Origin of the sequence: Marinomonas pontica, assembly GCF_036322735.1 — a bacterium.
Classification (GTDB): Bacteria; Pseudomonadota; Gammaproteobacteria; order Pseudomonadales; family Marinomonadaceae; genus Marinomonas; species Marinomonas pontica.
The window spans coordinates 337,804-357,735 of the sequence record NZ_AP027271.1 but is presented as its reverse complement, the minus strand read 5'-3'; the positions used below and the strand labels follow the sequence as shown (position 1 = coordinate 357,735).

Here is a 19,932-nt window from a genome sequence, read left to right as displayed (position 1 = left end):
CATATGCGTTTTTATAAACATGGAGTAAAATTTGGTTATATCTTAAATTAACCTCTCTCGACATTCGCAACGACATCGACAACAACGACATCAAGAGGAAAACCACAATGAACAACACCATGGTCGATTTCCCTCTGACGCTAAAACAATGTCGCGTGATCACAGAGATCATGAAAAAAGGCACCGAAAAAGACGCCAGTGTCTCGCTGAACCTAAGCCAACCCAGCGTTTCACGCGCGCTATCACAGGCAGAAAGTGCGTTGCAAATCAGCATTTTTACTCGTGGTTGGAGCGGCGCTGAGCCCACGTCAGAAGGGGAAGTGGTGATCTCGTCTTGCAATACCCTATTGCAGATGATGACCGACACTGAGCGCCATTTACAACAGAATGTCAGCAGCTTATTGAAACTCAAAGCCTACGCCGAATGGCGACACTTTATGGTGATTGACGCCGTGGTAAAAGTGGGCAGCGCGTCGGTGGCGGCGCAGGCTCTTGGCATTACTCAACCAGCGGTCAGCAAAACCTTAAAAGAAATCGAAAACATGGTGCAGCAGCCGTTGTTCTTGCGCACTCGTCACGGCTTGATGCCACAGGAAGCGGCCAAGCAGCTCGCCTCGCTGTACTTACGAATTTCCCCTGTCGCACAGGCGTTACGGCACACCTTGCAATCATTACCCAATGAACTGACCGGAAGATTATCGGTGGGAATGCTGTCGTTTTCTTGCCAAGACATTGTTCCGGTGGCCTTTGCCTCCATTTTCAAACAACATCCGCGCATTCGTCTGCAAGCCATGCAAGGCCCGTATCACCTGCTATCCAACGCCCTCAGACAAGGGGAGATAGACTGCTTTCTTGGTCTAATGAGAAAAGGCCCCATTCATCCCGACTTGATCGAATTGCCATTGGTTCGCGCACAATACGCCTTGATCGCCAGAGCAGATCACCCCGTGCATCGTTACGCTAAAACACTGAATGATCTCACTAATGAACGCTGGATTGTGGCGCGCCACGGCACGCCGATACGAGATTATTTCGAAAGTTTGTTTCACAGCATAGACAACAAACCACCAATCCAAGCACTTGAAATGCTGACCTTTGCCTCGTCTGAAGAGCTGGTTATCCACAGCGACGCCATCGCCTTACTGTTCTACGATGACTGGAACATCCACCAGCTCAACCCGCGTCTCAAGCAAATCCCCATTGAACTGCCCAACCCAGAATGCACCCTCGGCATCACCCTGCACCGCGATCGACAGTCACCACTGATCGACACCTTTATTGACGAATTGACGTTAACCATTGAGCAAAAGTTAGCCTTGGCTTAGCTTTAGCTTCTGCCGAATGCGGCTGAGTGCCACGGGCGTAATGCCGATATAAGACGCTATTTGCTGCTGAGGAAGGGTGTTTTTAAGTTCGGGATACGCCGCACAAAAATCCAAATAGCGTCGTTCCGCCGAATGCTTCACAAACGCATTTTCACGTTCTTCTTTGACGATAAAAATACGTTCCAAGAATGTAGCATAGCATTCTAAAAAGCCCATATCGTGACGCATTTGCGCGTAAAATGCCTGCCAAGGGTAAGAAGACACCATGCAATCTTCCAAGGCTTGGATACCAAATAAAACCCGCGTTTCTGTCACCATCGCCTTGGTCGAGCCAATAATCCTTGGGCTTTTTGCAAAGGTTTGCGTGAACTCCTTTCCTTCATCCGACACACTCACATAGCGCATGAGCCCAGAATGCAAAAAGTACAAACGATTCGCGGCATCGCCTTGCTGGAACAAGTAGTCGCCTTTTTGAATCACATGCACTTCCATGGGCACAGTGAGCCTTTGCCAATCGATGTCATAGCCCAATTCGTTAAAATACGCCTCGAAACTATTTTGCAGTTGAATTCGATCCATGGACTACTTTTACCTTGCTTACATTACCGTCATCGCGCCCATTGAACCCAACACAAAGCCCACCACTCGCCATAATGGTGCGATTTCCTTGAGCCACACTCTCGTTATCACCACACCGATCAACGGAACCAAGGTATACAACACAGAGGTATTCAACGGCGTTGTGGACTGCAGCGCGACGAACAAACCAATAAAGAATCCAACCAAGGCACCGCTGATCACCGTATAATGAAACAGCCGCTGACGAGAAGCGAACAAGGCTTTGAATTGCTCCATTTTATTCAACTTAGCTCGCTGCCAACGAAACAACAACGCAGGCAACATAATCAAGGTCGCCAATACAAAGCGAAACGCCGACGTAGCAACAGGACTGGCGAATTCCACCATGTGGCCTGAAACAATGAAAGAAGAAGCCATCAGCCATGCCCACAACAGCTGAGTAAATAACGCACTCATGCGGATTCTCCAATGCTATCTGCCGTCAACGCAGGCTGTAAAAATCGGATAAACAAATGCTCCACCACCGCAGCATCAAGAACAAGACCAAACTCAGCGCTTAAAACCGCACCAAGCGCATCCGGGCTTTCGATCCTCTGTTTACGCTCGCCTTGTTGGTCTCTTGTGATCAGCTCTGAATTCACCAACGCAACGGTCTGGTTCTTCTTTTTCAGCGTCACCATCAGGTTTTTCAAAAACACCGCCTGCGGATGTTTATGAGAATAAAAATGCCCTAATTCACAATCGGCATCGGTGTAAGTCGCACTGTCAAAACGATACAGCGTGAAATAATCATCGTCTTTTACGACCTGCAAATCGTACTCGCCCTTATCCGTTGAAAGAACACGATAACGATCTAAACCCGCCACCTGATCGGTGTTTGTATCTAAGCGCAATGGCGCAATTGGCCCATTTCCACCAAAACCGGTGTCCACCAAATAACTCACACCATCAAGCCTCACCAAGGTCACTCGATGAGTTCTGCCCGCTTCCCGCTCGAGATTATTATTCAGCACGCGCGCTAGCTTGAGCGTCACGTCATAGCCCAAGGCGGTTAACAACTCAAACGTCAGCTTGTTGTGTTCAAAGCAATAACCGCCCAAACCTCGAGAAACGATTTTTTGGCTGATCGCCCCAATCTCCAAAGAGATCTCTTCCCCCATCACCACCGCCAAACTGTTAAAGCTATACCGCGCCACATGCCTTTCCTGCAACGCCTTAACAAACTCAATACTCGGCTGATCCGGCACAACCAAATCTAGATCCGCTAGATAATTTTGTAGACTGGACGACAACCCCATACGGCGCTCCTTAAATGCTCAATCAATTCGTCATACCACCGAGATTACCGCAGCACAGCATAGAAAGAATTAACCTAGGTTAATTGCCTAACCCTTTGTAGGTATATAGACAACATGGCAGATGACTTACGCTTGTTCACCATTCCTGTCAGGCGCGCAGCCTAATACATGCCATAACAAGGACGTAATACATGATAGTTCGATCCCATCGCACCGCCCTATTGATGCTGACCTTTGTCGCCTTTGTGTGGGGGTCTGAATTCACCTTGATAGATTTGGCGATGGAAGTGATGCCGGTAAATACCTTTAATTCGATTCGCTTTACCTTGGCGGGACTGGCACTGATACCGTTATTTCTCTTCTCTGCGGAACGCATCCCCACACAGCAAACCCCCTCTTTGCTGTTCAAAGGCGCGCTTCTCGGCTTACTGCTGTTTATTGCTTTTTATACGCAGACCGAAGGTCTTAGGCACACCAGCGTGTCGAACGCGGGGTTTATCACAGGATTGGCGTCGCCGCTGGTGCCGGTACTGGGCTTTCTGTTGTTCAGAAAAAAGATCAGTCGTTCCGTGTGTGTTGGCGTGTTGTTTGCCACGATAGGACTGTATTTGTTAACGGTTGGAGACAAACTGGTCTTCAACCAAGGAGACTCGCTTGTATTAATTTGCGCGTTTGCGTTCGCCATTCACATGTTGTTAACGGGACGCTTTGTGAGCGCCATGCCCGTCATTCCGCTGACGATCATTCAATTGCTGGCGGTGGGAATTTACAGTGGCATCAGTGCATTTGTCTCGTCAGAACCCGCATTTTATTTAGCAGGAAATACACCGCTTAGCTGGTACGACAGTGTTTTTTCACCGATCGTATTGTCGGCCATATTGATCGCAGGAATATTAGGCACAGCCTACGCTTATTGGGCACAGTCTGCGTGCCAGAAAATATTACCCGATTACAAAGTGGCGCTTATTTTTACCCTAGAACCTATCTTCGCGTGCTTAACAGCGGCCATTTTTCTTAATGAAACACTGGGCATCATCGGCTTAATCGGCGCAGCCAGCATACTGCTGGGCATGCTCATCGCCGAAGCCGGAAACAAATTCTTCTTTCGAACAAATTAGAACAAATTAGGGTCATATATGGTCCATCCCGCGATGCAAGATAAAGTTACTGGTATGACAGAAAGATATTGCTTCCAGATGAACATTAATCTAGAAACCTTCATCTGACCCCGGTTTTCCCGCAAGGAGTTGAGGCCAAGGCAACAGAGCGTCCATCCGTGATAAAAAGATCTCTTTACGCGTTGTACGACGCTTGTTGGAAAACTCACTATCTGCAAAAGTAAGTTGATGGCTCATGATGCGTTCTTTATGAGTTATCATTTATGGCAGATTATTTCATATTAGGGACTTATTCGCATGTTCCCTAGGTAAAAATCTGCCATAGGTTCAATGGTTTGCAAGGTAAAGAGCTTTCGTCATTGCCGTCCCCATCCCTTTCTACCCATTTCTACCAACCGAGACGCGGCTCGTCGAAAGGAAAAGGCGAGATCATTGGCAGACGAAAATTGTGCCAGTGACACGCCAATTCGACCCGTCGCCGACCACTCGTAATATTTCCCCTCTTTGGTGCGGATCATGGTGGTCGCAAAGGAACTCGAGTTTCCTCCCTTGTCATTGACAATCAATTCGCCATCGCCGTCACTGCTTTCGACTTGCGCTTCAAAATCAACAAACAATTCGTCGAGCGGGACTTGTGCCGCCAGCACCAAGCGGGTACGAGACTCATAACACGCGTCAATAAGGGTCACAAATCGTCGTGCTTCGTTGAGGTGATTGGAGTCCAGTTGCGGGACGCGTTCCATGATAATGACCGGAAATCTCCGGCAGAGGGAAATATAATCGGCCGCCCCGAGCGGTTGGTAGCACAACTCGGAAAAGTCAAACCAGGCGCATCGGTCATTCAATCGGGCGACCTGGACGGTGCGACCAAAGAGGACGGAAATGCTCTCGGCCTCAGTTGTGGATGCAGTGCCGCCAAATATTTCTTCCAATTGCGCCTGTATGTTGTTGTTAATATTATTATCGCCATGAATATCCTTGTTTGACCAAAAATAGGATTGGCCATCCGCCCGACTCTCGAGTCGATAATCCTTCTGGGAATCCTCCATGGAAAAAATGTCGAACGTGTGTTTTAACATGTCTATGAATGGCAAAAAGAGGGAGCGGTTAATGCCTCCCTCATACAAGGCATCGGGGGAGCGATTCGAGGTGGCCACCACCACGACATTCCAATCCGATAAAAATAAAAAAAGTCGTTTCAAAATCATGGCATCAGCAACGTCTGTCACTTGAAATTCATCGAAGCAAAGGAGTTGGGCTTCTTGCGCCAATTGTTGCGCAATGATGGGGATCGCATCACCTCGTGGGTGCTCCTGTTTGTAGACAAAGATTCGATGATGGACGTCTAGCATAAATTCATGAAAGTGGACGCGGCGTTTGGAAATTTTTGCGTGGCTGTGGCTGTGGCTGTGGCTGTGGCTGTCACTATTACAGCAAGAATCATCATTAGGAACATTAACCAAGGCGTAAAAGAGATCCATTAGAAAGCTTTTGCCGACCCCGACCGGCCCATGAATGTAAATACCTCGCGGTGGTGGACCAAAAGACCACAAAGAGAACTTCTTTCGAAGAAAGGACTGGGTGGATGCCAGGGATCGCGCCAGTAACAGCGGACCGCTGCTTGTGGTGCTGCCCTCTGTCTGATGGTCGGTGCGCATGGGTACTGGTGGGAGCGAAGCAAGAGACTCGTGCAGTGCATCGAGTTTTGCCGCCAGAGCGACTTGAGCGTCATCTCGTCGCACCTCCTCCGCATCCACTTTGCGTTCATAAGCCGCTGTCACGGGGCCTGTCGGGAGGGACCGCCGAGCAACGCGATGTTGTGCTGCCATATTCTTCATCACCGTCTTTATCATCAACATTATGAGTTTATCAACATGGTAAGGAAAGTACGATCAAGTCCGCTTCTTCCCGCTTTTTTCGATTGTCTCAGGTCTAGGAACTTATTCGCAATTTATCTCGTCGGTTTCCCCAAGATCTTCGAGGAGTTGCGAAAGTGTATAAGAGATATTAGGGTCCATATATGGCCCATCCCGCGATGCAAGATAAAGTTACTGGTATGACAGAAAGATATTGCTTCCATATATCCGGCCTTTAACTGAGGTTTTTGTAACCTCTGGCCCTGATGGAATTCGCTCGCTCCTACCTCATCAGATGATCGGCCTCTATGAGCCCTAGACCCTAGCAGGTTTTAGGAACGCAGGTCTTACCTTTTATGCCATCACTTGTACTTTATCCACGCAACTCGTTGCTGATTTACCTTGTTAACCGCTTTTCTATTTAACTTTTCTTTGAATCTCATACCCAGCACGGTCAGGATCAAGCTGCTGCCTGATAAGATTCTTTTTTACTTAATACTGCCCAGGCAATACGCGCATTTTTATTGGCAACCGCAACGGCTGAAACATTCTTGCCTCGGCGGTTATCAAGCTCCTTTACCCAACGATTGCGGCGATCATCATGTTTGTCAGCTACCCTGACAACTGTCCTGCCACCATGGATCATCAGGGTTCTCAGGTAGGTATCCCCGCGCTTACTGATGCCGAGCAAGGTGGGTTTTCCACCAGTGGAATACTGTCTGGGCACCAGCCCAAGCCAGGCGGCCAGCTCACGGCCGTTTTTGAACACGGCCACATCACTAATCGCCGCGATCAGTGCGGTGGCGGTCAGCAGGCCGACACCAGGAATGGTGAGTAAGCGTTGGCAATCTTCATGGTTTCTAGCGATGGTTGCCAGTTGTAACTCAAGTGCCTCAATCCGATCATCCAAGTGAACCATTTCATCGCTGAGTGTACTGAGCAACGCCCGGAATACGTCACTTAGGCCACTTTCGGCCTCTTCGAGGATAAGGGGGATGTGCTTTCGAACATAGGAGACTCCCTTGGGAATGGTAATGCCGTACTCCATCAGTAGTCCCCTAATCTGATTGGCTTGCGCCGTTCTTCGGGCAACCGCTTGGCTACGCACTCGGTGAATGCTCTGGATGTCTTGTTGCTCAATGCTTTTCGTAGGCACAAATCGCATACTTGGGCGTTGGATTGCTTCACAAATAGCCTCTGCATCCGCAGCATCATTCTTGTTCGATTTGACATAGGGTTTGACAAATTGAGGGGCAATAATACGAACAGAATGCCCCAAGGCCGTAAATTGACGACACCAATAATGTGCACCGCCACAGGCTTCAATACCAATGACGCAAGGTGGAAGATTAGCGATGCAAGGCAACAACTTACTACGGCTGAGCTTTTTTCTGATAACCGTTTGCCCGTGGCTGTCTACGCCGTGTAGTTGAAAGCTGGTTTTGCTCAAATCGACTCCGAGAGTACATACCTGACCTTTTTTGCTATGCTCGTTCATGGTTCGCTCCGTTTCTTTTGATGAATGACATTGTTTACACAACTCACTTCATCATGGCTCATTTGAAGCCGATATGGGGGCGGGGTGGACCATTCCATTAGATGAAAAATACGCCTGACCCTATCTATCCTTGTTATTATTTGCCGCCAGAGACAGCAAAGCCGCTAAAGCCACCCATTGGCAGGTCAGCCATTAAGGTTGCCGCGCCTGTCGTCAGGTCCATAGAGTAAAGGCCAGCTTTTGATGCCCCTTCGAGCTGCAATACAGCGTAAGCGGCGTCAGAACCTTCTGTGGCAGAAACAATATCGAAGCCACCCATTGGTGATACGTCAACGGCCTTGCCATTGATGGTTATCTTAGCGACGGTTTTTAATTCGCCTGCATTATTAGCAAGGCTGACCAAGGAATCTGTTTTGCTGTCTAACGCAAACTGAAAAGTGCTCGACGCTTTTGCACCGGCAATGGCGTTCGTATAAGCGTTGGCAAAAATTTCAGGCGTCATGCCTTCGTTGCTGTCGCCTTTTGCATAGAATGTTGAGGTGAATTTCAATACGGAATTGGCACGCTTATCTTCTTTACCAAAACCAACTGGGAAATACACCAAATTTGTACCGTCAGACCCAACCATACGAACAGCATCAATCGCGTTATTAAAATCCATCGCGGTGGCAGAAGCCCCCTTAGAAATCATGGCACCTTTTGTAAAAGTAGCACCCAGATCGGTTAGCTTGCCGGTTTTAGCATCCACAACATAAACCGCGCCGTTAGAATAACCCAACAACTCGCCTGTGACGGGGCGATACGCCATCGCATCCAACTTATTGCTTAGCGTAAAAGTGTCCATTTTAGCAGGAGACGCGATAGACCCCATTGTGATCAAAGTCGTTCCGTTGTTAGCAAGCGCGTATCCGGCGATAGGGCTATCTTGGTCCGATGTTCCGTAAAAGCCAGTGGAACAAGCAGAAACAGCGAGAGCGGTTGAGGCAGCAATAATCGTCTTTTTCATCATAATCATCCTATATGAGTTGTATTAGTAAACTAGTTGTCACCCAATTAGGTGGCTCATATAGAGATACTCATCTTTTAAAAAAAGGTTTCAGATAAAGGATATTTTTTGAAAAATAATTTTCGGAGCGATGAAAAGACAAGGATTAACGACGTCCACTCGTAACGAATCGGCTTACATTGTTTGTCATCCTCCACTTGCGATAAAACCAACCCAGTACCATAATTAGGTATTATTTGGTATTCAGGAGATCCCAATGGCGAAAAATACTAGCATTACGCTTGGTGAACATTTTGATAGCTTTATCAGTAGCCAGATCCAAAGTGGACGCTATGGTTCAGCAAGTGAAGTGATTCGTTCCGCTTTACGTTTACTTGAAACACAAGAAACGAAAATGAATACCTTACGACAGCTGCTCGTTGAAGGTGAAGAAAGTGGTATGGCAGATTATGACCTCGATTCGTTAATCAATGAACTCGATAACGAAGATAAAAAATGAAACCATTCCAACTTACCATCAAGGCAAAATCCGATTTAAAAGATATTGCCTTGTTTACCTCCCGTCGGTGGGGGCGAGAGCAGCGAAATATTTATCTCAAACAATTCGATGAATCATTTTGGCTACTCGCTGAAAACCCTGACATTGGCAAAGCATGTGATGAAATCAAAGATGGCTACCGAAAGTTTCCGCAAGGAAGCCATGTTATTTTTTATCAACAGATTGGTAGTCAGAATATTAAAATTATCAGGATCTTACATAAGAGTATGGATGTGAATCCAATGTTTGGGGCATAAAGCCGCGCTCTGCGGCAAATATGGAGCGTAGCGAGTAATTTATAGGAAACTAATGATCGTCAGCCGCCAGCCCAGTTGCTCGAGCTGTGAGTAAGTTTACGAGGTAGCTGACTTTATCAAAATCACTTTCTAAAAACTCAATGCTCAACTTATGCTTCCTTAATTGTTCTCGATTCTGGATTTGAGCCTAACGAGCCTGTAGAAAAACCTAATCTCGACAAGCTTTTCCGCCAGAGCCCAGTCTATATTATTCATTTTAAGTTTGTGTGGGTGTCTTGTTAGTCCACTCATATGCCTCTATTATGCATAACGCCTCAAACACCGGCGCGCGATAGCGCGTCCGAGTGCTTTGACTTGTTACATTTCTATTTCTTAGGGGCCGAATCCCAATCATCAATGAGACCTATTGGAAGCCCATTGATACCGTTAGATCTGTAGTGGGCTATTTCAAAACCTTTGTTTTCATACGCAACATCCCGAGGCATGTCATTATCTACCAATATAATCTGACAGAGCTTGCCTTTGCTATCGAACTCTTCAGCAATCGTTACCAATGCATTGAATAGATTTCTGTATTTCTCTGGATCTGCCACACCGTCACCATCATTTTCGCTGTCAATTTGACTGTCATCAGAATCTTCGGGAGTTTTTCCAAGAAATTTTCCTACTGTGTCGATCATTAATAATCCTGGAATATTTGTCTCTTTACGTAACTTCTGCAGTAAAATTGACGCCAAGTATCCGATAGAGACAATTGTTCTAAGACCACCTGAATTAATTTTTCTGTATTCAATATTTCTGACTTTTGGAAAAAATGTCTTTTCATCTATTCCTACCCCGTGGTGGTTTTTAATCTTTACCTGCTGAATAAATTTGTTGATATCTGTTCCTAGATCCTTCAAAACATTATCAAGTGACGGGGCGTCGTTTTTGAGATCATCTAACTTAATCCTTAGTTTCTCGATCGTCCCTTCTAGGCGGCCTATTTGGTCAGCGAGTGCGGCTTGCTTGTTTCTTACTCTCAGAGAGTGAACTGCTTTTTCTCGACGTTCGTCAAGCTGCGCTAATTCTTTGACTATTGCGTCTCGCTCGGCTAAATACGGGGAAATAGAGTTTGAAAGCTCTTCATCCATTATTTCTCTGGCTTTACTTTTCTCCAGATATAATTCTGTAAGGAGGGAGTTGGCTGTTTCTAAATCTGATCTGTTATCAGATATCAACTGTTTAAGATCTTTTAACCTCCTCTTGATCGATGTCAGCTCACTTTTTAAACGAGTTTCGCTTGGGATATCAAATTTGTCGGAAATGTCACCAACATCGATTATAGATTCGCAAATAGGGCAGCTTGTTTTCTCCTGGACATCTCTACCTATAATCTCTTTGGCTGATAGGCTGGATTCAATTCTATCAATGTCATTTTGGTAATCATTGAGGAGTCGGCTAAATCTTTCAATGCTTCGAATAGCGTTGCTCTTTGCCTCTTCTTGCTGCTCAATATTCAAATTGATTGTGTTTAGGCCTGAATTCAAGTCCGAAGTGCGACACTTTCACTTCAAGCAACTAAGCACATTTCTTTAAACACTACGGCTGGTTGCTTGAACCCTAAACACTTCCTTGGACGATTATTTATTCGTCTCATTGCGAAGTGTATTCTCTCTTCTGTAACACGTCTTAAATCGGTACCTTTGGGCACATATTGCCTTAGGAGTCCGTTGCTATTTTCGTTTGCTCCACGTTCCCAAGAACTGTATGGATGAGCAAAATACACTGTCGTTTCTAATGCTTCGGCTATCTCAGCGTGATACGCGAACTCTCGACCATTATCTGCTGTGATCGTGTGAACATGATCTTTAAAAGGCAGCAATAGCTCTATGGTTGCTTGAGTCACATCTTTGGCTGATTTCGAATCCACTTTCTTTATAAGGTAAAAACGTGTCTTTCTTTCTAGCAAGGTGACAATTGAGCCTGAGCCGTGCTTACCTAAAACAGTGTCTATCTCCCAGTCTCCAAAGCGCTTTTTGGTATCAACAATCACAGGCCGATCATCAATGGATACCTTATTCTTGATCACTTCAGCTTTTGTTCTCTGGCCTTTCCGGTAGCGTTTTCTTCCTTGCCTCAAATGGCGGTAAAGTGTCCCTTTGTTTCTTTTGTCATCATGGATATATTGGTAAATCCATTGATGACTGACGGGAACACCGCAGTTTTTGAGTACGTTAGAGACTTGCTCAGGACTCCAGTCGATTTCAATTAAAATACGAATAAAATCAATTGTCTTTGATGATATGCGATATTTTGCCGCTGTCTTCCGCCTTATCAAACAGGCTCTTTGGGCTTTGTCAGGGCAATATTCTGTTACTTTTTTATTCCGCTTTAACTCACGGTAAATCGTAGCTCTATGACAATTCAGGATGAGTGCAATATTTGCCACTGATATTTCTTGCCCTAAAAGAGCGGAAATCTGGTATCTTTTGCCTTCGGTCAACTGCTGATAATTCATGTTGGTACTGCTTTATCTGTGGTAAGAAGAAGTGTATCAACTTCAGCAGTTGGCTTCTTCTACACCTGATTTGCAGTGTCGCACTTATTATCTGAATTTAGGATAATCAAGAATTGTTAAATGCCGTTTTCTCTGGAAAGTTCGTCACACTCGCCAAAGCTGAATTTAGTAATAGCCAAAATGCCAATGTTTATAAATGGGCGGCTTATGTAAGTGGAAGTGCTATACGACAAGACTTTTTGGCAACCGCATTGGCTTGGGTAAGCAATGGCAATGTAAGTGATTACATGAGCCGTCATCGCAATGATGACAACATTAATGAACTCAAAACCTATTTCAACAGCGTTATTGACTGGGTCTCAACTGTATTCAAAGATGTTGAAAAGGAGATGTGTGGTCTGGAATGGGGGCGGTTATATGAAACTTATAAGGATACGGCTTACGACCCCAAAACGGTATCATCTGAGGTTAGAAAATTATATAGTGATCCATATGTTAAAAACCGAAAAGGAGTTTTTGAATTTGTGCTAGGTGGTTGTCAAGATACGAAACTGCTTGATGTTCGTATATTTGATGAAGCTACAAAAAAATCGACCTATAATCAGCAAACGACCGAGGCCAAAAGCAAAGGTATTTCTAACTGTCCTTTTTGTGCGATTGGACATGATGCGAATAAAACCAAAATTTGGGAGTTGAAAGATATGGACGCCGACCATGTGGCCGCATGGAGTAAAGGTGGCGCTACTAATGCAAAAAACTGCCAAATGTTATGCAAGACGCACAATAGATCAAAAGGTAATAGATAAGTCTATTACTTAATTAGAGTATTTTTGTGCAACTGCTACATAATGCCGGATAATACTGGATTTGTACTTTTCGGGAAAAGATTTTGAAATTTCAGAGTACTTACAAGAATATACGTCAATATCTCTGGCGGGATTGAAAATATCCCTACTGATGCAGTAGGGTGTTCCATTTACACTTATTTCAAGTACTGCATATTTTACTGACGAAGAAATTTCTTCGTCTATTTTGATTTGCTTTCCGCCAAGAAGATAGTAAACAAGCCTGAGTATGCTTGACTTTCCTGTGTCAACATCACCATAAATTATGTTAATTCCTGGGTGAAATTTAACTCGATAATCTTTTCGATGCCCGTGCAGTATTAAATTTTTTAAAAGTAATCCTTGAGAGAGATCCATTATATCCCCTGTTTTAACACTGTGTTTATATACCCATTGAGTTTGCTAGGGCTCTGCGATTGAAGCGATGAAAGTTGTTCAGTAAACAATTTTATCTTTCGGAAGTACCCACTCTCCAGGTTGCTAAAGATGGACTTTCCGGTATCCGTCAGGTCAAATAAAAATCCTTCTGAGCTAGAATATTCAGACGACAAATATTTTTTAGATGAAAGTATTTTTATCATGATCAATAGCCGCTCTCGATCAAAGAGCTCGTCGACATTTACAGAAAGTGTGTCCACGGTGTAATAGTCGACATCATCAATGGCAATTTGGCGCTTGTTAGCCAACATTAGCACTTTGTTCAAGAAAGCTGGCTTAGTGACTAGGAAGTAGAACGATTGAATTTTGTCAATAGTTAGTACTTTCTTATTTGTAAGCGTCCGGCAAACCACACATTTTAATTATCTTCAAACACCTTAAAATCTGTTGTCTTTTAAATCAGAGCAACAGACTCATGTTTACCGCGTCTTCCCAGCTTAACGTTACTCTCATTTGTGGACCAACCGATATGCGTAAGGCCATTGATGGACTTTGCAATATTGTCGCCTACGATCTTAAAAAAGAACCTTGTAGTGAGCACATTTTTGTCTTTTGTGGGCGAGCTCGTGACAAGATTAAAATATTGCAATGGTCTAATAATGGTTTTTGGTTGCATTACAAACGATTGGAAAAAGGCTCTTTCCAATGGCCTGGCATTGAGGATGAACATTTATCGCGGCACATATCCCATCGACAACTTAATTGGTTGTTGGATGGTTTGCCTCTTCACTCTCAAGAGGCTCATCCGCATTTAACCTATCGATATCATGACGAATAACCCATTAGGTTGGTATAATCCAACCCATGAAAATGCTTCCAGAAAACTTACCCAATGACGTTGAGTCACTCAAGGCTATCTTGCTTGAGCAAGCTCGGCTGTTGGGTGAAAAAGACTCGCAGCTTGCACAGTGGCAATCGAAATACACGTTCATTTTAGAGCAGTGGCGTTTGGCGCAGCAAAAGCAGTTTGGCAAAAGCTCGGAAACCTCACCTGGGCAAGGTGAGTTGTTTGATGAAATGGCGGCCGAATCTGATGTCATCGACACGGAGACTGAAACGCAGACCGTCTCTTACACTCGCTCGAAACCTAAGCGTCAGCCCCTGCCAAAGGATTTACCTCGCGAAACGGTTGTACTGGATATCGCTGAGTCAGACAAAGTCTGCTCATGTTGCCAAGGTGCACTTCATCGCATAGGTGAAGACCGTTCTGAAAAGCTTGATTTTATCCCGGCTCAACTCAAGGTCATCGAAACGGTTCGCCCTAAATACGCGTGCCGTGAGTGTGAGAAAACAGGCACCCAGAATGCGATTAAGCAAGCGGTTGTGCCACCGAGCATTATCCCCAAAGGCATCGCGACCCCTAGTCTGCTGAGTCAGATTATCACGGGCAAATTCCAATACAGCTTACCACTCTATCGACAAGAAACCTTATTTAAGCAATACGGTATCGAGTTGAGCCGACGAACCATGTCAGATTGGATGAAAAAATGTGCCGATGCCTTAGAGAAGCTTTATGAACGGCTGCATCAAGAATTACTGAAACAGTCCGTTATCCAAGCGGATGAAACCACCCTCAATGTGATCAAAGAAGCTCGTTCGAAATGTTACATGTGGGTGTATTGCACAGGCAAAGATGCCCCAGACAAACGCAATCCGATCCCGAATATCGTCCTATACGATTACCAACCGACACGAAGTGGGCAATGCGCCGTCGACTTTTTACAAGGCTTCGATGGCTATCTTAATGTCGATGGCTACCAAGCGTACGAATCGACCCAAGCCAAGCTGGCTGGTTGCTGGGCACATGCACGTCGTAAGTTTATTGAAGCGGAAAAAGGCATGCCGAAAGGCAAGTCAGGAAAAGCAACGATGGCGATCAATCACATCAAAAAGCTGTACGCTATCGAGACGTTGGCCCAACAGGCTGACAATGCAGAAGCCGCCTTTAAAATCCGTCAGGAGCAAGCGCCCGAAGTCTTAGCGAACTACAAAGCCTGGCTTGAAAAATCGGCTCAACAAGTGCCACCGAAATCCTTATTGAGCAAAGCGATCCAATACAATCTCAATCAATGGGACAAACTGAGCGTTTACTTGACCGATTATCGTATCAACATCGATAACAACCGAGCGGAGCGCGCCATCAAGCCCTTCGTGATTGGACGCAAAAACTGGTTGTTCTCCAATACGGGGAATGGTGCAAAATCCAGTGCAACGCTTTACAGCATAATAGAAACAGCCAAAGCCAATGGGCTTATCCCTTATGATTACTTAGTAAGATTGTTTGAAGAGCTGCCGAGAAGAAAAGAAAACGATGACATGGAAGAATTATTGCCGTGGAATATCAAGCTGACTTAAGATTGAGAATAAAGATAAAAATCTTCCCGCTGCATCCATGCAGCCTTGAATCTTCCTGAAAAGAGACAGAGCCTCCGTCCTGGAGGCATAGGTAAATCCATTTACCCTCTGTCAAATCTTAAATTATTACAATCACGTGTCAGATACAAGTTTTATGGCAATAAAAAATTAACGCGGCCTATGTGTGGTTTACCGCACGCTTACTCTTATTTCTGGACGTTTGCGCAAGGCTCCCGAGTATCAAGAGAAGTATGCCTAAATTATAGTGCAGCTCCCGTTCCGGCTGAATAAATGGAAGTTTATTCACCTACACCCCCCGCCAAGAGGCCTCTAAGTGATTCTGCTGCCCCGTCTTTTACCCACCAAATATTTTCATCTTTTGAGTTCGCTAGTTGGTGGAGCATTCCTTGTTTGTGGATGGCGTTTATAAATAGAATAAACGTATCTAAAAATTTCTTATCTTCTTTAATGATAGTTTCGTGTACATCCGCTAAGGAACATACGAACAAGTAAGACAATTTTTAGCTGACATTCAGCTTGTGACAGTATTTCCTCAGAAGCGACATTTAATCACCACTTAACCCACTTGTAAGGTACTTCAAGCACCTTACAACCGTTATTTGGACGGATTAACCCCGTGCAGAACGTATCATCTGATCTACTCGTAACAAATTTCCAAGTGCAAACAGCACGGCGAGTTTGTTGTCATTTTTAGACAGGCCTTTGTAGACGACTTTGCGGAACCCAAACTGGCATTTCAGTATTCTAAACGGGTGCTCGACTTTCGCTCGGATACTCGCCTTTAAGTATTCCGTTCGGATCAGCTGCTTGTTGAGGCGGGGGTGCTTTTTCCAAGCACGTATCTTGCTGGGCATCTCAGCTACTAACCAATCGACATTCTTATCTTTTGTTTCTGTGCGCTTTTCTACGCCACGGTAGCCAGAGTCCGCCGATACAAATGACTCATTGCCATGAAGAAGTTCCGTCAACTGGTTTAAATCGTGATCATTGGCAGGCGTCGTGGTGAAGCTGTGAACTAACCCACGCTTTGCATCAACACCGATGTGAGCTTTCATGCCAAAGAACCATTGTTTTCCCTTTTGCGTTTGGTGCATTTCGGGATCGCGTGCATTAGATTTATTTTTGGTGGAACTTGCTGCCTCAATAATCGTCGCATCAACGATTGTCCCTTCTTTAAAGTAGGTGCCAGAATCAGACAGCCATTTGTTTACTTCTTTGAAGAGTTTACGACCCAGCTTATGCTTCTCAAGCAGGTGACGGAAATTCATGATGGTCGTGTGGTCTGGGATCGCACCTTCTAATGATAGGCCAGCAAACAGCCGCATAGAGGTGATCTCGTAAAGGGCATCTTCCATCGCTGGATCACTCATGTTGTACCAGTTCTGCATAAAGTGAATGCGCAGCATGGTAGCGAGAGGGTATGGACGCCGACCATTGCCAGCTTTTGGGTAAAACGGCTCAATCTGAGCTTCGAGCTGTAGCCATGGAATCAGCTCATTCATCCGACCAAGGAAGAGCTCTTTGCGAGTCTTGCGGCGTTTGCTGGTAAATTCGGTATCGGCGAAGGAAAGCTGATTCATGTCATTCGGTCTTGAGGTAATGGTCAGATCGGCATTGTCTCATATTGGGGACTTAATCGCAGTTTCCCTAACAATAATCCAGAATTTGGGATGCCGTCATGAATATATTTTGTGTAGCTATTCTGATAAACCTTGCGTATTTTTGCATATAATTCAACTAGTCGCTTTTGATCCGAAGCGCTACTAAATATTTTCCTTATATATTCTGCATTTAGAAAGGCTTCCTTGGCTTCTCTTATTGTAGTGTTATGTATATCGGCAGAAATTAATTTTAAGACAAACAGTTCATCGTCAAAGTCGGTTTCATCTTCAAGCTGTTTTAGTTCAAGTGTTGATATCCCAGGATCACTCTTTTCAAAGTCTAATATTAATTGTTTGACAGCCATGACGATCGTGCTAGCGTGGTTCTCGGGTTTCGTAATACTGGTATGATCTTCATCTACTGATATTGCATCCGATTTTTCTTTATCTATCGGAACGGCGCTTGTTTTTTTGACAACCGAATCATGCACACCGTAGAAATACTTTGTGGCTGGCCTTAAGCTAGTTTTTAGCCATTCATCATTTATCTTGTGAATAAAATCATTGAGTGGTGAAAGTCCTTCTATCTGAAGGTTTTCACTTATCAATTTTCCAAAAGTTGCTGCCTCTGCTCCTTGGTGGGGTACGGCCAATGAGATAAAGAGTTTGATCTTTGATGGTTTCTTTTCTTCAATATCTTTTGTAATAGCACTTTTAGTTACCAACCCGCCCATGCTATGAGCAACAATGATAATATTGTCATATGCTTGTAGTTTAAACCGGATTTCAGTTCTAAGTAAGTTTCCGATTTCCTCAATACTTATGTTGTTAGCTAGTTTTCCATGTGAAGTTCTAAACATACGCTTAACAAGCGTAGAAACTTTACCCGCCTTGGAAAAAAGGTTTAGTAACTTGGTGAAGTATGAAAAGTGGGCTATGTCATAATTTTCTGATATTTCTAAATCATCGGAGAATAATTCAGGGAAGGATCGTGCCTCGCCATTCCTCCAGGTCGCTTCTCCTCCGCAAAATCCATGAACAAATAGGATTAGGTTCTTTTTATTTTGCTGAGAAATGACTTCAATCATTTGACTTTTCCTTTTTATGAACCACTAACATCTTTTTCCTACTCCTTTTGACAACTCTGCCTAAACCTGCCGTGAAATGTAACATGTTAATAGTGCGCTTGCGCATCTAAACTATTTTAAATTTCCATATGAATCCCTATAAAAAACTGATTTTATAGTGCTTTTTATTTTTCCACAGATAGATTAATTGGAAATCCGAGTACGAGGGTTGTATCGTCTTTCTTTCAAGAAAGCGCAGTATGTTATTTCGTCTGCCAATATTCTTATCGATTGATTCTAAAGGTCTTTATGATCTGCTACCAGCGCAAAAGTCAGATTTTTGATTGTTTCTTGGACAAGCCAAGTCAGGTTTTGGTCGTCTGAAAATACGATAAAGCCGTTGTTGTTTTTTCAATCATTCAAACCTGCGAGTGTGGTAGACGGGCTTTCGCCAAAGAGTTGTTTGTAGTCTTGTGCAAACTGGCTTAGGTGCCAGAATCCCCATTGGGCAGCGATGTCGCTGACGGATTGGCTTTTGTCGGCTTTGACAAGGGCGCGACGCACGCCGTTTAGTCGGCTGATGCGCAGGTATTGAATCGGGCTGACGCCGAGGATGCTTTCGAAGCTGTATTGCAGGGTGCGTCGGCTGACGTTGGCAATTTCACACAGTTGGGTGACCGTTACGGCTTCATCAAGGTGGTGATCCAAAAACTGACGGGCGCAGTCGACGACTTTTTTACGGTGAAAATAACTTTGTGTTTTAGCAGGTTGCGGCGTTTCTTCTTTTAACACTTCCAACAGCGCCATCATTACGATGTCCTGCTGCAATCTAGACGGCGTGGTTTTGTTTTGCACCGAGAGCAAACGCGCGAGCACAAAGCGCACTTCTTCTAATGTTTTGGCTGGCACGCCAAGGCGGCCATATTCGGTGAGTTCTTTCCAATTCAACTCCACACCATGAATCGATGCCATCTTAATCAGCTTCGAGCGATCCACAACTAAACCATATAAATCATAGTCTTGCGGTGTCGATAGTTGAAAATCACAGCCACCAGGGCGACACATTATGGTGTCTTGGCGAACGGTTAAACCATTAATGCGGCTTTCTTCTTGATGGGCCAGCGGAATGCCCAGCCAGACAGAATCTGGCCATACTACGCATTTTTGCTGCAACGCCTGACTGGTGTGTTCGCAAAATACCTGCAATCCATCAAACGGCAGTTCAACAATGCGTCCATAAAAACTGCCGCGGCTGGTTTGGTCGTATTCTTGTTGCCAATTGGTCAAATTACTGGCGTGCAAGTCGGCATCGTGCGCTTCTGACAATCTAACATTCGATAGATCAGCTTCCGACACAGTCGAGGAAAAGCCCCTTTTTGGTGCATCGATCGAAGAATTCAACATAACCACACCTATTTGCACTCGTTAGACCGTAGAAAATAAGAAATAAAAGCACTAAATGACTGAAATAATTAGTGTTTATTAATCTTGCCATTATTCGATAACGTCACCTTATGAAGTTGCGTAAGGTTAGATAACGGAATAAATGAAGCAATTTATCCCGATAAAAATGCAAAAATTATGCCCCTTTTTCATGTATACAAGTGTCTTTTTTAGGGGTTAACACAAG

General features: G+C 44.7%; 21 protein-coding genes and 1 pseudogene. 7 read left to right on the top strand and 15 right to left on the bottom strand.

Annotated features, from left to right (window positions below; translation table 11 throughout):
* The first annotated feature begins 107 nt into the window (after window positions 1–107).
* Window positions 108–1,325 (top strand): LysR substrate-binding domain-containing protein, encoded by a 1,218-nt coding sequence (locus tag AABA11_RS01675; RefSeq protein WP_338264863.1) that lies wholly within the window; start codon window positions 108–110, stop codon window positions 1,323–1,325.
* Here AABA11_RS01675 and AABA11_RS01670 read toward each other — a convergent pair.
* From AABA11_RS01670 to AABA11_RS01660, 3 genes are read right to left on the bottom strand one after another with little or no spacing between them, the layout of a single operon-like run.
* Window positions 1,311–1,904, bottom strand: coding sequence for a Crp/Fnr family transcriptional regulator (locus AABA11_RS01670; RefSeq protein ID WP_338264861.1), 594 nt, complete (start codon window positions 1,902–1,904; stop codon window positions 1,311–1,313). The two genes, AABA11_RS01675 and AABA11_RS01670, sit on opposite strands and share 15 nt — an antisense overlap.
* Before the next feature lie 18 nt (window positions 1,905–1,922).
* Window positions 1,923–2,360 carry a DMT family transporter gene (locus AABA11_RS01665; protein ID WP_338264859.1) on the bottom strand — a complete coding sequence of 146 codons (438 nt, stop codon included), beginning with the start codon at window positions 2,358–2,360 and terminating at the stop codon, window positions 1,923–1,925.
* On the bottom strand, window positions 2,357–3,202 hold the full coding sequence (locus AABA11_RS01660; protein WP_338264856.1) for an arylamine N-acetyltransferase family protein: 846 nt from the start codon (window positions 3,200–3,202) through the stop codon (window positions 2,357–2,359). Before AABA11_RS01660 ends, AABA11_RS01665 begins: the two co-directional genes overlap by 4 nt.
* 191 nt (window positions 3,203–3,393) lie before the next feature.
* On the opposite strand from AABA11_RS01660, the gene AABA11_RS01655 reads away from it, so the two are divergent.
* Window positions 3,394–4,320, top strand: a complete 927-nt coding sequence (locus AABA11_RS01655) for a DMT family transporter (RefSeq protein WP_338264855.1) — start codon at window positions 3,394–3,396, stop codon at window positions 4,318–4,320.
* 123 nt (window positions 4,321–4,443) lie between these two features.
* Here AABA11_RS01655 and AABA11_RS01650 read toward each other — a convergent pair.
* From AABA11_RS01650 to AABA11_RS01635, 4 genes and pseudogenes are all read right to left on the bottom strand, one after another.
* Window positions 4,444–4,557 (bottom strand): annotated as a pseudogene (locus AABA11_RS01650) (IS5/IS1182 family transposase); the annotation flags it as partial.
* 119 nt (window positions 4,558–4,676) lie between these two features.
* Window positions 4,677–6,179: a cell division protein ZapE gene (zapE, locus tag AABA11_RS01645; protein ID WP_338264852.1), complete on the bottom strand. Its 1,503-nt coding sequence runs from the start codon at window positions 6,177–6,179 to the stop codon at window positions 4,677–4,679.
* 457 nt (window positions 6,180–6,636) lie between these two features.
* Entirely contained in the window at window positions 6,637–7,674 is a 1,038-nt protein-coding gene (locus tag AABA11_RS01640; protein ID WP_338264851.1) for an IS110 family RNA-guided transposase, read from the bottom strand.
* 136 nt (window positions 7,675–7,810) lie between these two features.
* Window positions 7,811–8,683, bottom strand: a complete 873-nt coding sequence (locus AABA11_RS01635; RefSeq protein WP_338264850.1) for a DUF4394 domain-containing protein — start codon at window positions 8,681–8,683, stop codon at window positions 7,811–7,813.
* 253 nt (window positions 8,684–8,936) lie between these two features.
* On the opposite strand from AABA11_RS01635, the gene AABA11_RS01630 reads away from it, so the two are divergent.
* Together AABA11_RS01630 and AABA11_RS01625 are read left to right on the top strand one after the other, a co-directional pair.
* Window positions 8,937–9,179 carry a type II toxin-antitoxin system ParD family antitoxin gene (locus AABA11_RS01630; RefSeq protein ID WP_338264849.1) on the top strand — a complete coding sequence of 81 codons (243 nt, stop codon included), beginning with the start codon at window positions 8,937–8,939 and terminating at the stop codon, window positions 9,177–9,179.
* A complete protein-coding gene (locus AABA11_RS01625) occupies window positions 9,176–9,475 on the top strand; it encodes a type II toxin-antitoxin system RelE/ParE family toxin (protein WP_338264848.1) in 300 nt (99 codons plus the stop codon). Before AABA11_RS01630 ends, AABA11_RS01625 begins: the two co-directional genes overlap by 4 nt.
* A 365-nt stretch (window positions 9,476–9,840) precedes the next feature.
* Here the strand turns inward: AABA11_RS01625 and AABA11_RS01620 are convergent, their stop codons facing one another.
* Window positions 9,841–10,977, bottom strand: coding sequence for a hypothetical protein (locus tag AABA11_RS01620; RefSeq protein ID WP_338264846.1), 1,137 nt, complete (start codon window positions 10,975–10,977; stop codon window positions 9,841–9,843).
* Between the two features lie 50 nt (window positions 10,978–11,027).
* The gene (locus tag AABA11_RS01615) at window positions 11,028–11,975 is read right to left on the bottom strand and encodes an IS30 family transposase (RefSeq protein ID WP_114413812.1); all 948 of its coding nucleotides are present in this window, start codon (window positions 11,973–11,975) and stop codon (window positions 11,028–11,030) included.
* A 113-nt stretch (window positions 11,976–12,088) separates the two neighbouring features.
* Between AABA11_RS01615 and AABA11_RS01610 the strand changes: the two genes are divergently transcribed.
* On the top strand, window positions 12,089–12,781 hold the full coding sequence (locus AABA11_RS01610) for an HNH endonuclease (protein ID WP_338264840.1): 693 nt from the start codon (window positions 12,089–12,091) through the stop codon (window positions 12,779–12,781).
* 9 nt (window positions 12,782–12,790) lie between these two features.
* Here AABA11_RS01610 and AABA11_RS01605 read toward each other — a convergent pair whose 3' ends face one another.
* Window positions 12,791–13,177 (bottom strand): AAA family ATPase, encoded by a 387-nt coding sequence (locus tag AABA11_RS01605; RefSeq protein WP_338264839.1) that lies wholly within the window; start codon window positions 13,175–13,177, stop codon window positions 12,791–12,793.
* The gene (locus AABA11_RS16660; RefSeq protein ID WP_420915686.1) at window positions 13,177–13,611 is read right to left on the bottom strand and encodes an ABC-three component system middle component 4; all 435 of its coding nucleotides are present in this window, start codon (window positions 13,609–13,611) and stop codon (window positions 13,177–13,179) included. The genes AABA11_RS01605 and AABA11_RS16660 overlap by 1 nt, the downstream gene beginning before the upstream one ends.
* Before the next feature lie 62 nt (window positions 13,612–13,673).
* Between AABA11_RS16660 and tnpB the strand changes: the two genes are divergently transcribed.
* Window positions 13,674–14,036 carry an IS66 family insertion sequence element accessory protein TnpB gene (tnpB, locus tag AABA11_RS01600; RefSeq protein ID WP_338264837.1) on the top strand — a complete coding sequence of 121 codons (363 nt, stop codon included), beginning with the start codon at window positions 13,674–13,676 and terminating at the stop codon, window positions 14,034–14,036.
* 26 nt (window positions 14,037–14,062) lie between these two features.
* A complete protein-coding gene (gene tnpC, locus AABA11_RS01595; RefSeq protein ID WP_338264682.1) occupies window positions 14,063–15,613 on the top strand; it encodes an IS66 family transposase in 1,551 nt (516 codons plus the stop codon).
* 299 nt (window positions 15,614–15,912) lie between these two features.
* Here the strand turns inward: tnpC and AABA11_RS16655 are convergent, their stop codons facing one another.
* The 4 genes from AABA11_RS16655 to AABA11_RS01580 all read right to left on the bottom strand — a co-directional run bounded on the left by AABA11_RS16655 (window position 15,913) and on the right by AABA11_RS01580 (window position 19,706).
* Window positions 15,913–16,122, bottom strand: coding sequence for an ABC-three component system protein (locus AABA11_RS16655; protein ID WP_420915709.1), 210 nt, complete (start codon window positions 16,120–16,122; stop codon window positions 15,913–15,915).
* 120 nt (window positions 16,123–16,242) lie between these two features.
* Window positions 16,243–17,214: an IS5 family transposase gene (locus AABA11_RS01590; RefSeq protein ID WP_067038543.1), complete on the bottom strand. Its 972-nt coding sequence runs from the start codon at window positions 17,212–17,214 to the stop codon at window positions 16,243–16,245.
* 23 nt (window positions 17,215–17,237) lie between these two features.
* The gene (locus AABA11_RS01585) at window positions 17,238–18,323 is read right to left on the bottom strand and encodes an ABC-three component system protein (protein WP_338264834.1); all 1,086 of its coding nucleotides are present in this window, start codon (window positions 18,321–18,323) and stop codon (window positions 17,238–17,240) included.
* 390 nt (window positions 18,324–18,713) lie between these two features.
* Complete coding sequence (locus AABA11_RS01580; RefSeq protein WP_338264832.1) at window positions 18,714–19,706, bottom strand: helix-turn-helix domain-containing protein; 993 nt, start codon at window positions 19,704–19,706, stop codon at window positions 18,714–18,716.
* Window positions 19,707–19,932 lie beyond the last annotated feature (226 nt).

Coding starts and splice junctions, on each gene's coding strand:
- AABA11_RS01675 (WP_338264863.1), top strand. CDS start 108: ATGAACAACACCATGGTCGATTTCCCTCTGACGCTAAAACAATGTCGC.
- AABA11_RS01640 (WP_338264851.1), bottom strand. CDS start 7,674: ATGAACGAGCATAGCAAAAAAGGTCAGGTATGTACTCTCGGAGTCGAT.
- AABA11_RS01590 (WP_067038543.1), bottom strand. CDS start 17,214: ATGAATCAGCTTTCCTTCGCCGATACCGAATTTACCAGCAAACGCCGC.
- tnpC (WP_338264682.1), top strand. CDS start 14,063: ATGAAAATGCTTCCAGAAAACTTACCCAATGACGTTGAGTCACTCAAG.
- AABA11_RS01655 (WP_338264855.1), top strand. CDS start 3,394: ATGATAGTTCGATCCCATCGCACCGCCCTATTGATGCTGACCTTTGTC.
- AABA11_RS01615 (WP_114413812.1), bottom strand. CDS start 11,975: ATGAATTATCAGCAGTTGACCGAAGGCAAAAGATACCAGATTTCCGCT.
- AABA11_RS01665 (WP_338264859.1), bottom strand. CDS start 2,360: ATGAGTGCGTTATTTACTCAGCTGTTGTGGGCATGGCTGATGGCTTCT.
- AABA11_RS01635 (WP_338264850.1), bottom strand. CDS start 8,683: ATGATGAAAAAGACGATTATTGCTGCCTCAACCGCTCTCGCTGTTTCT.
- AABA11_RS01660 (WP_338264856.1), bottom strand. CDS start 3,202: ATGGGGTTGTCGTCCAGTCTACAAAATTATCTAGCGGATCTAGATTTG.
- zapE (WP_338264852.1), bottom strand. CDS start 6,179: ATGTTGATGATAAAGACGGTGATGAAGAATATGGCAGCACAACATCGC.
- AABA11_RS01605 (WP_338264839.1), bottom strand. CDS start 13,177: ATGGATCTCTCTCAAGGATTACTTTTAAAAAATTTAATACTGCACGGG.
- AABA11_RS01585 (WP_338264834.1), bottom strand. CDS start 18,323: ATGATTGAAGTCATTTCTCAGCAAAATAAAAAGAACCTAATCCTATTT.
- tnpB (WP_338264837.1), top strand. CDS start 13,674: ATGTTTACCGCGTCTTCCCAGCTTAACGTTACTCTCATTTGTGGACCA.
- AABA11_RS01580 (WP_338264832.1), bottom strand. CDS start 19,706: ATGTTGAATTCTTCGATCGATGCACCAAAAAGGGGCTTTTCCTCGACT.
- AABA11_RS01670 (WP_338264861.1), bottom strand. CDS start 1,904: ATGGATCGAATTCAACTGCAAAATAGTTTCGAGGCGTATTTTAACGAA.
- AABA11_RS01625 (WP_338264848.1), top strand. CDS start 9,176: ATGAAACCATTCCAACTTACCATCAAGGCAAAATCCGATTTAAAAGAT.
- AABA11_RS01630 (WP_338264849.1), top strand. CDS start 8,937: ATGGCGAAAAATACTAGCATTACGCTTGGTGAACATTTTGATAGCTTT.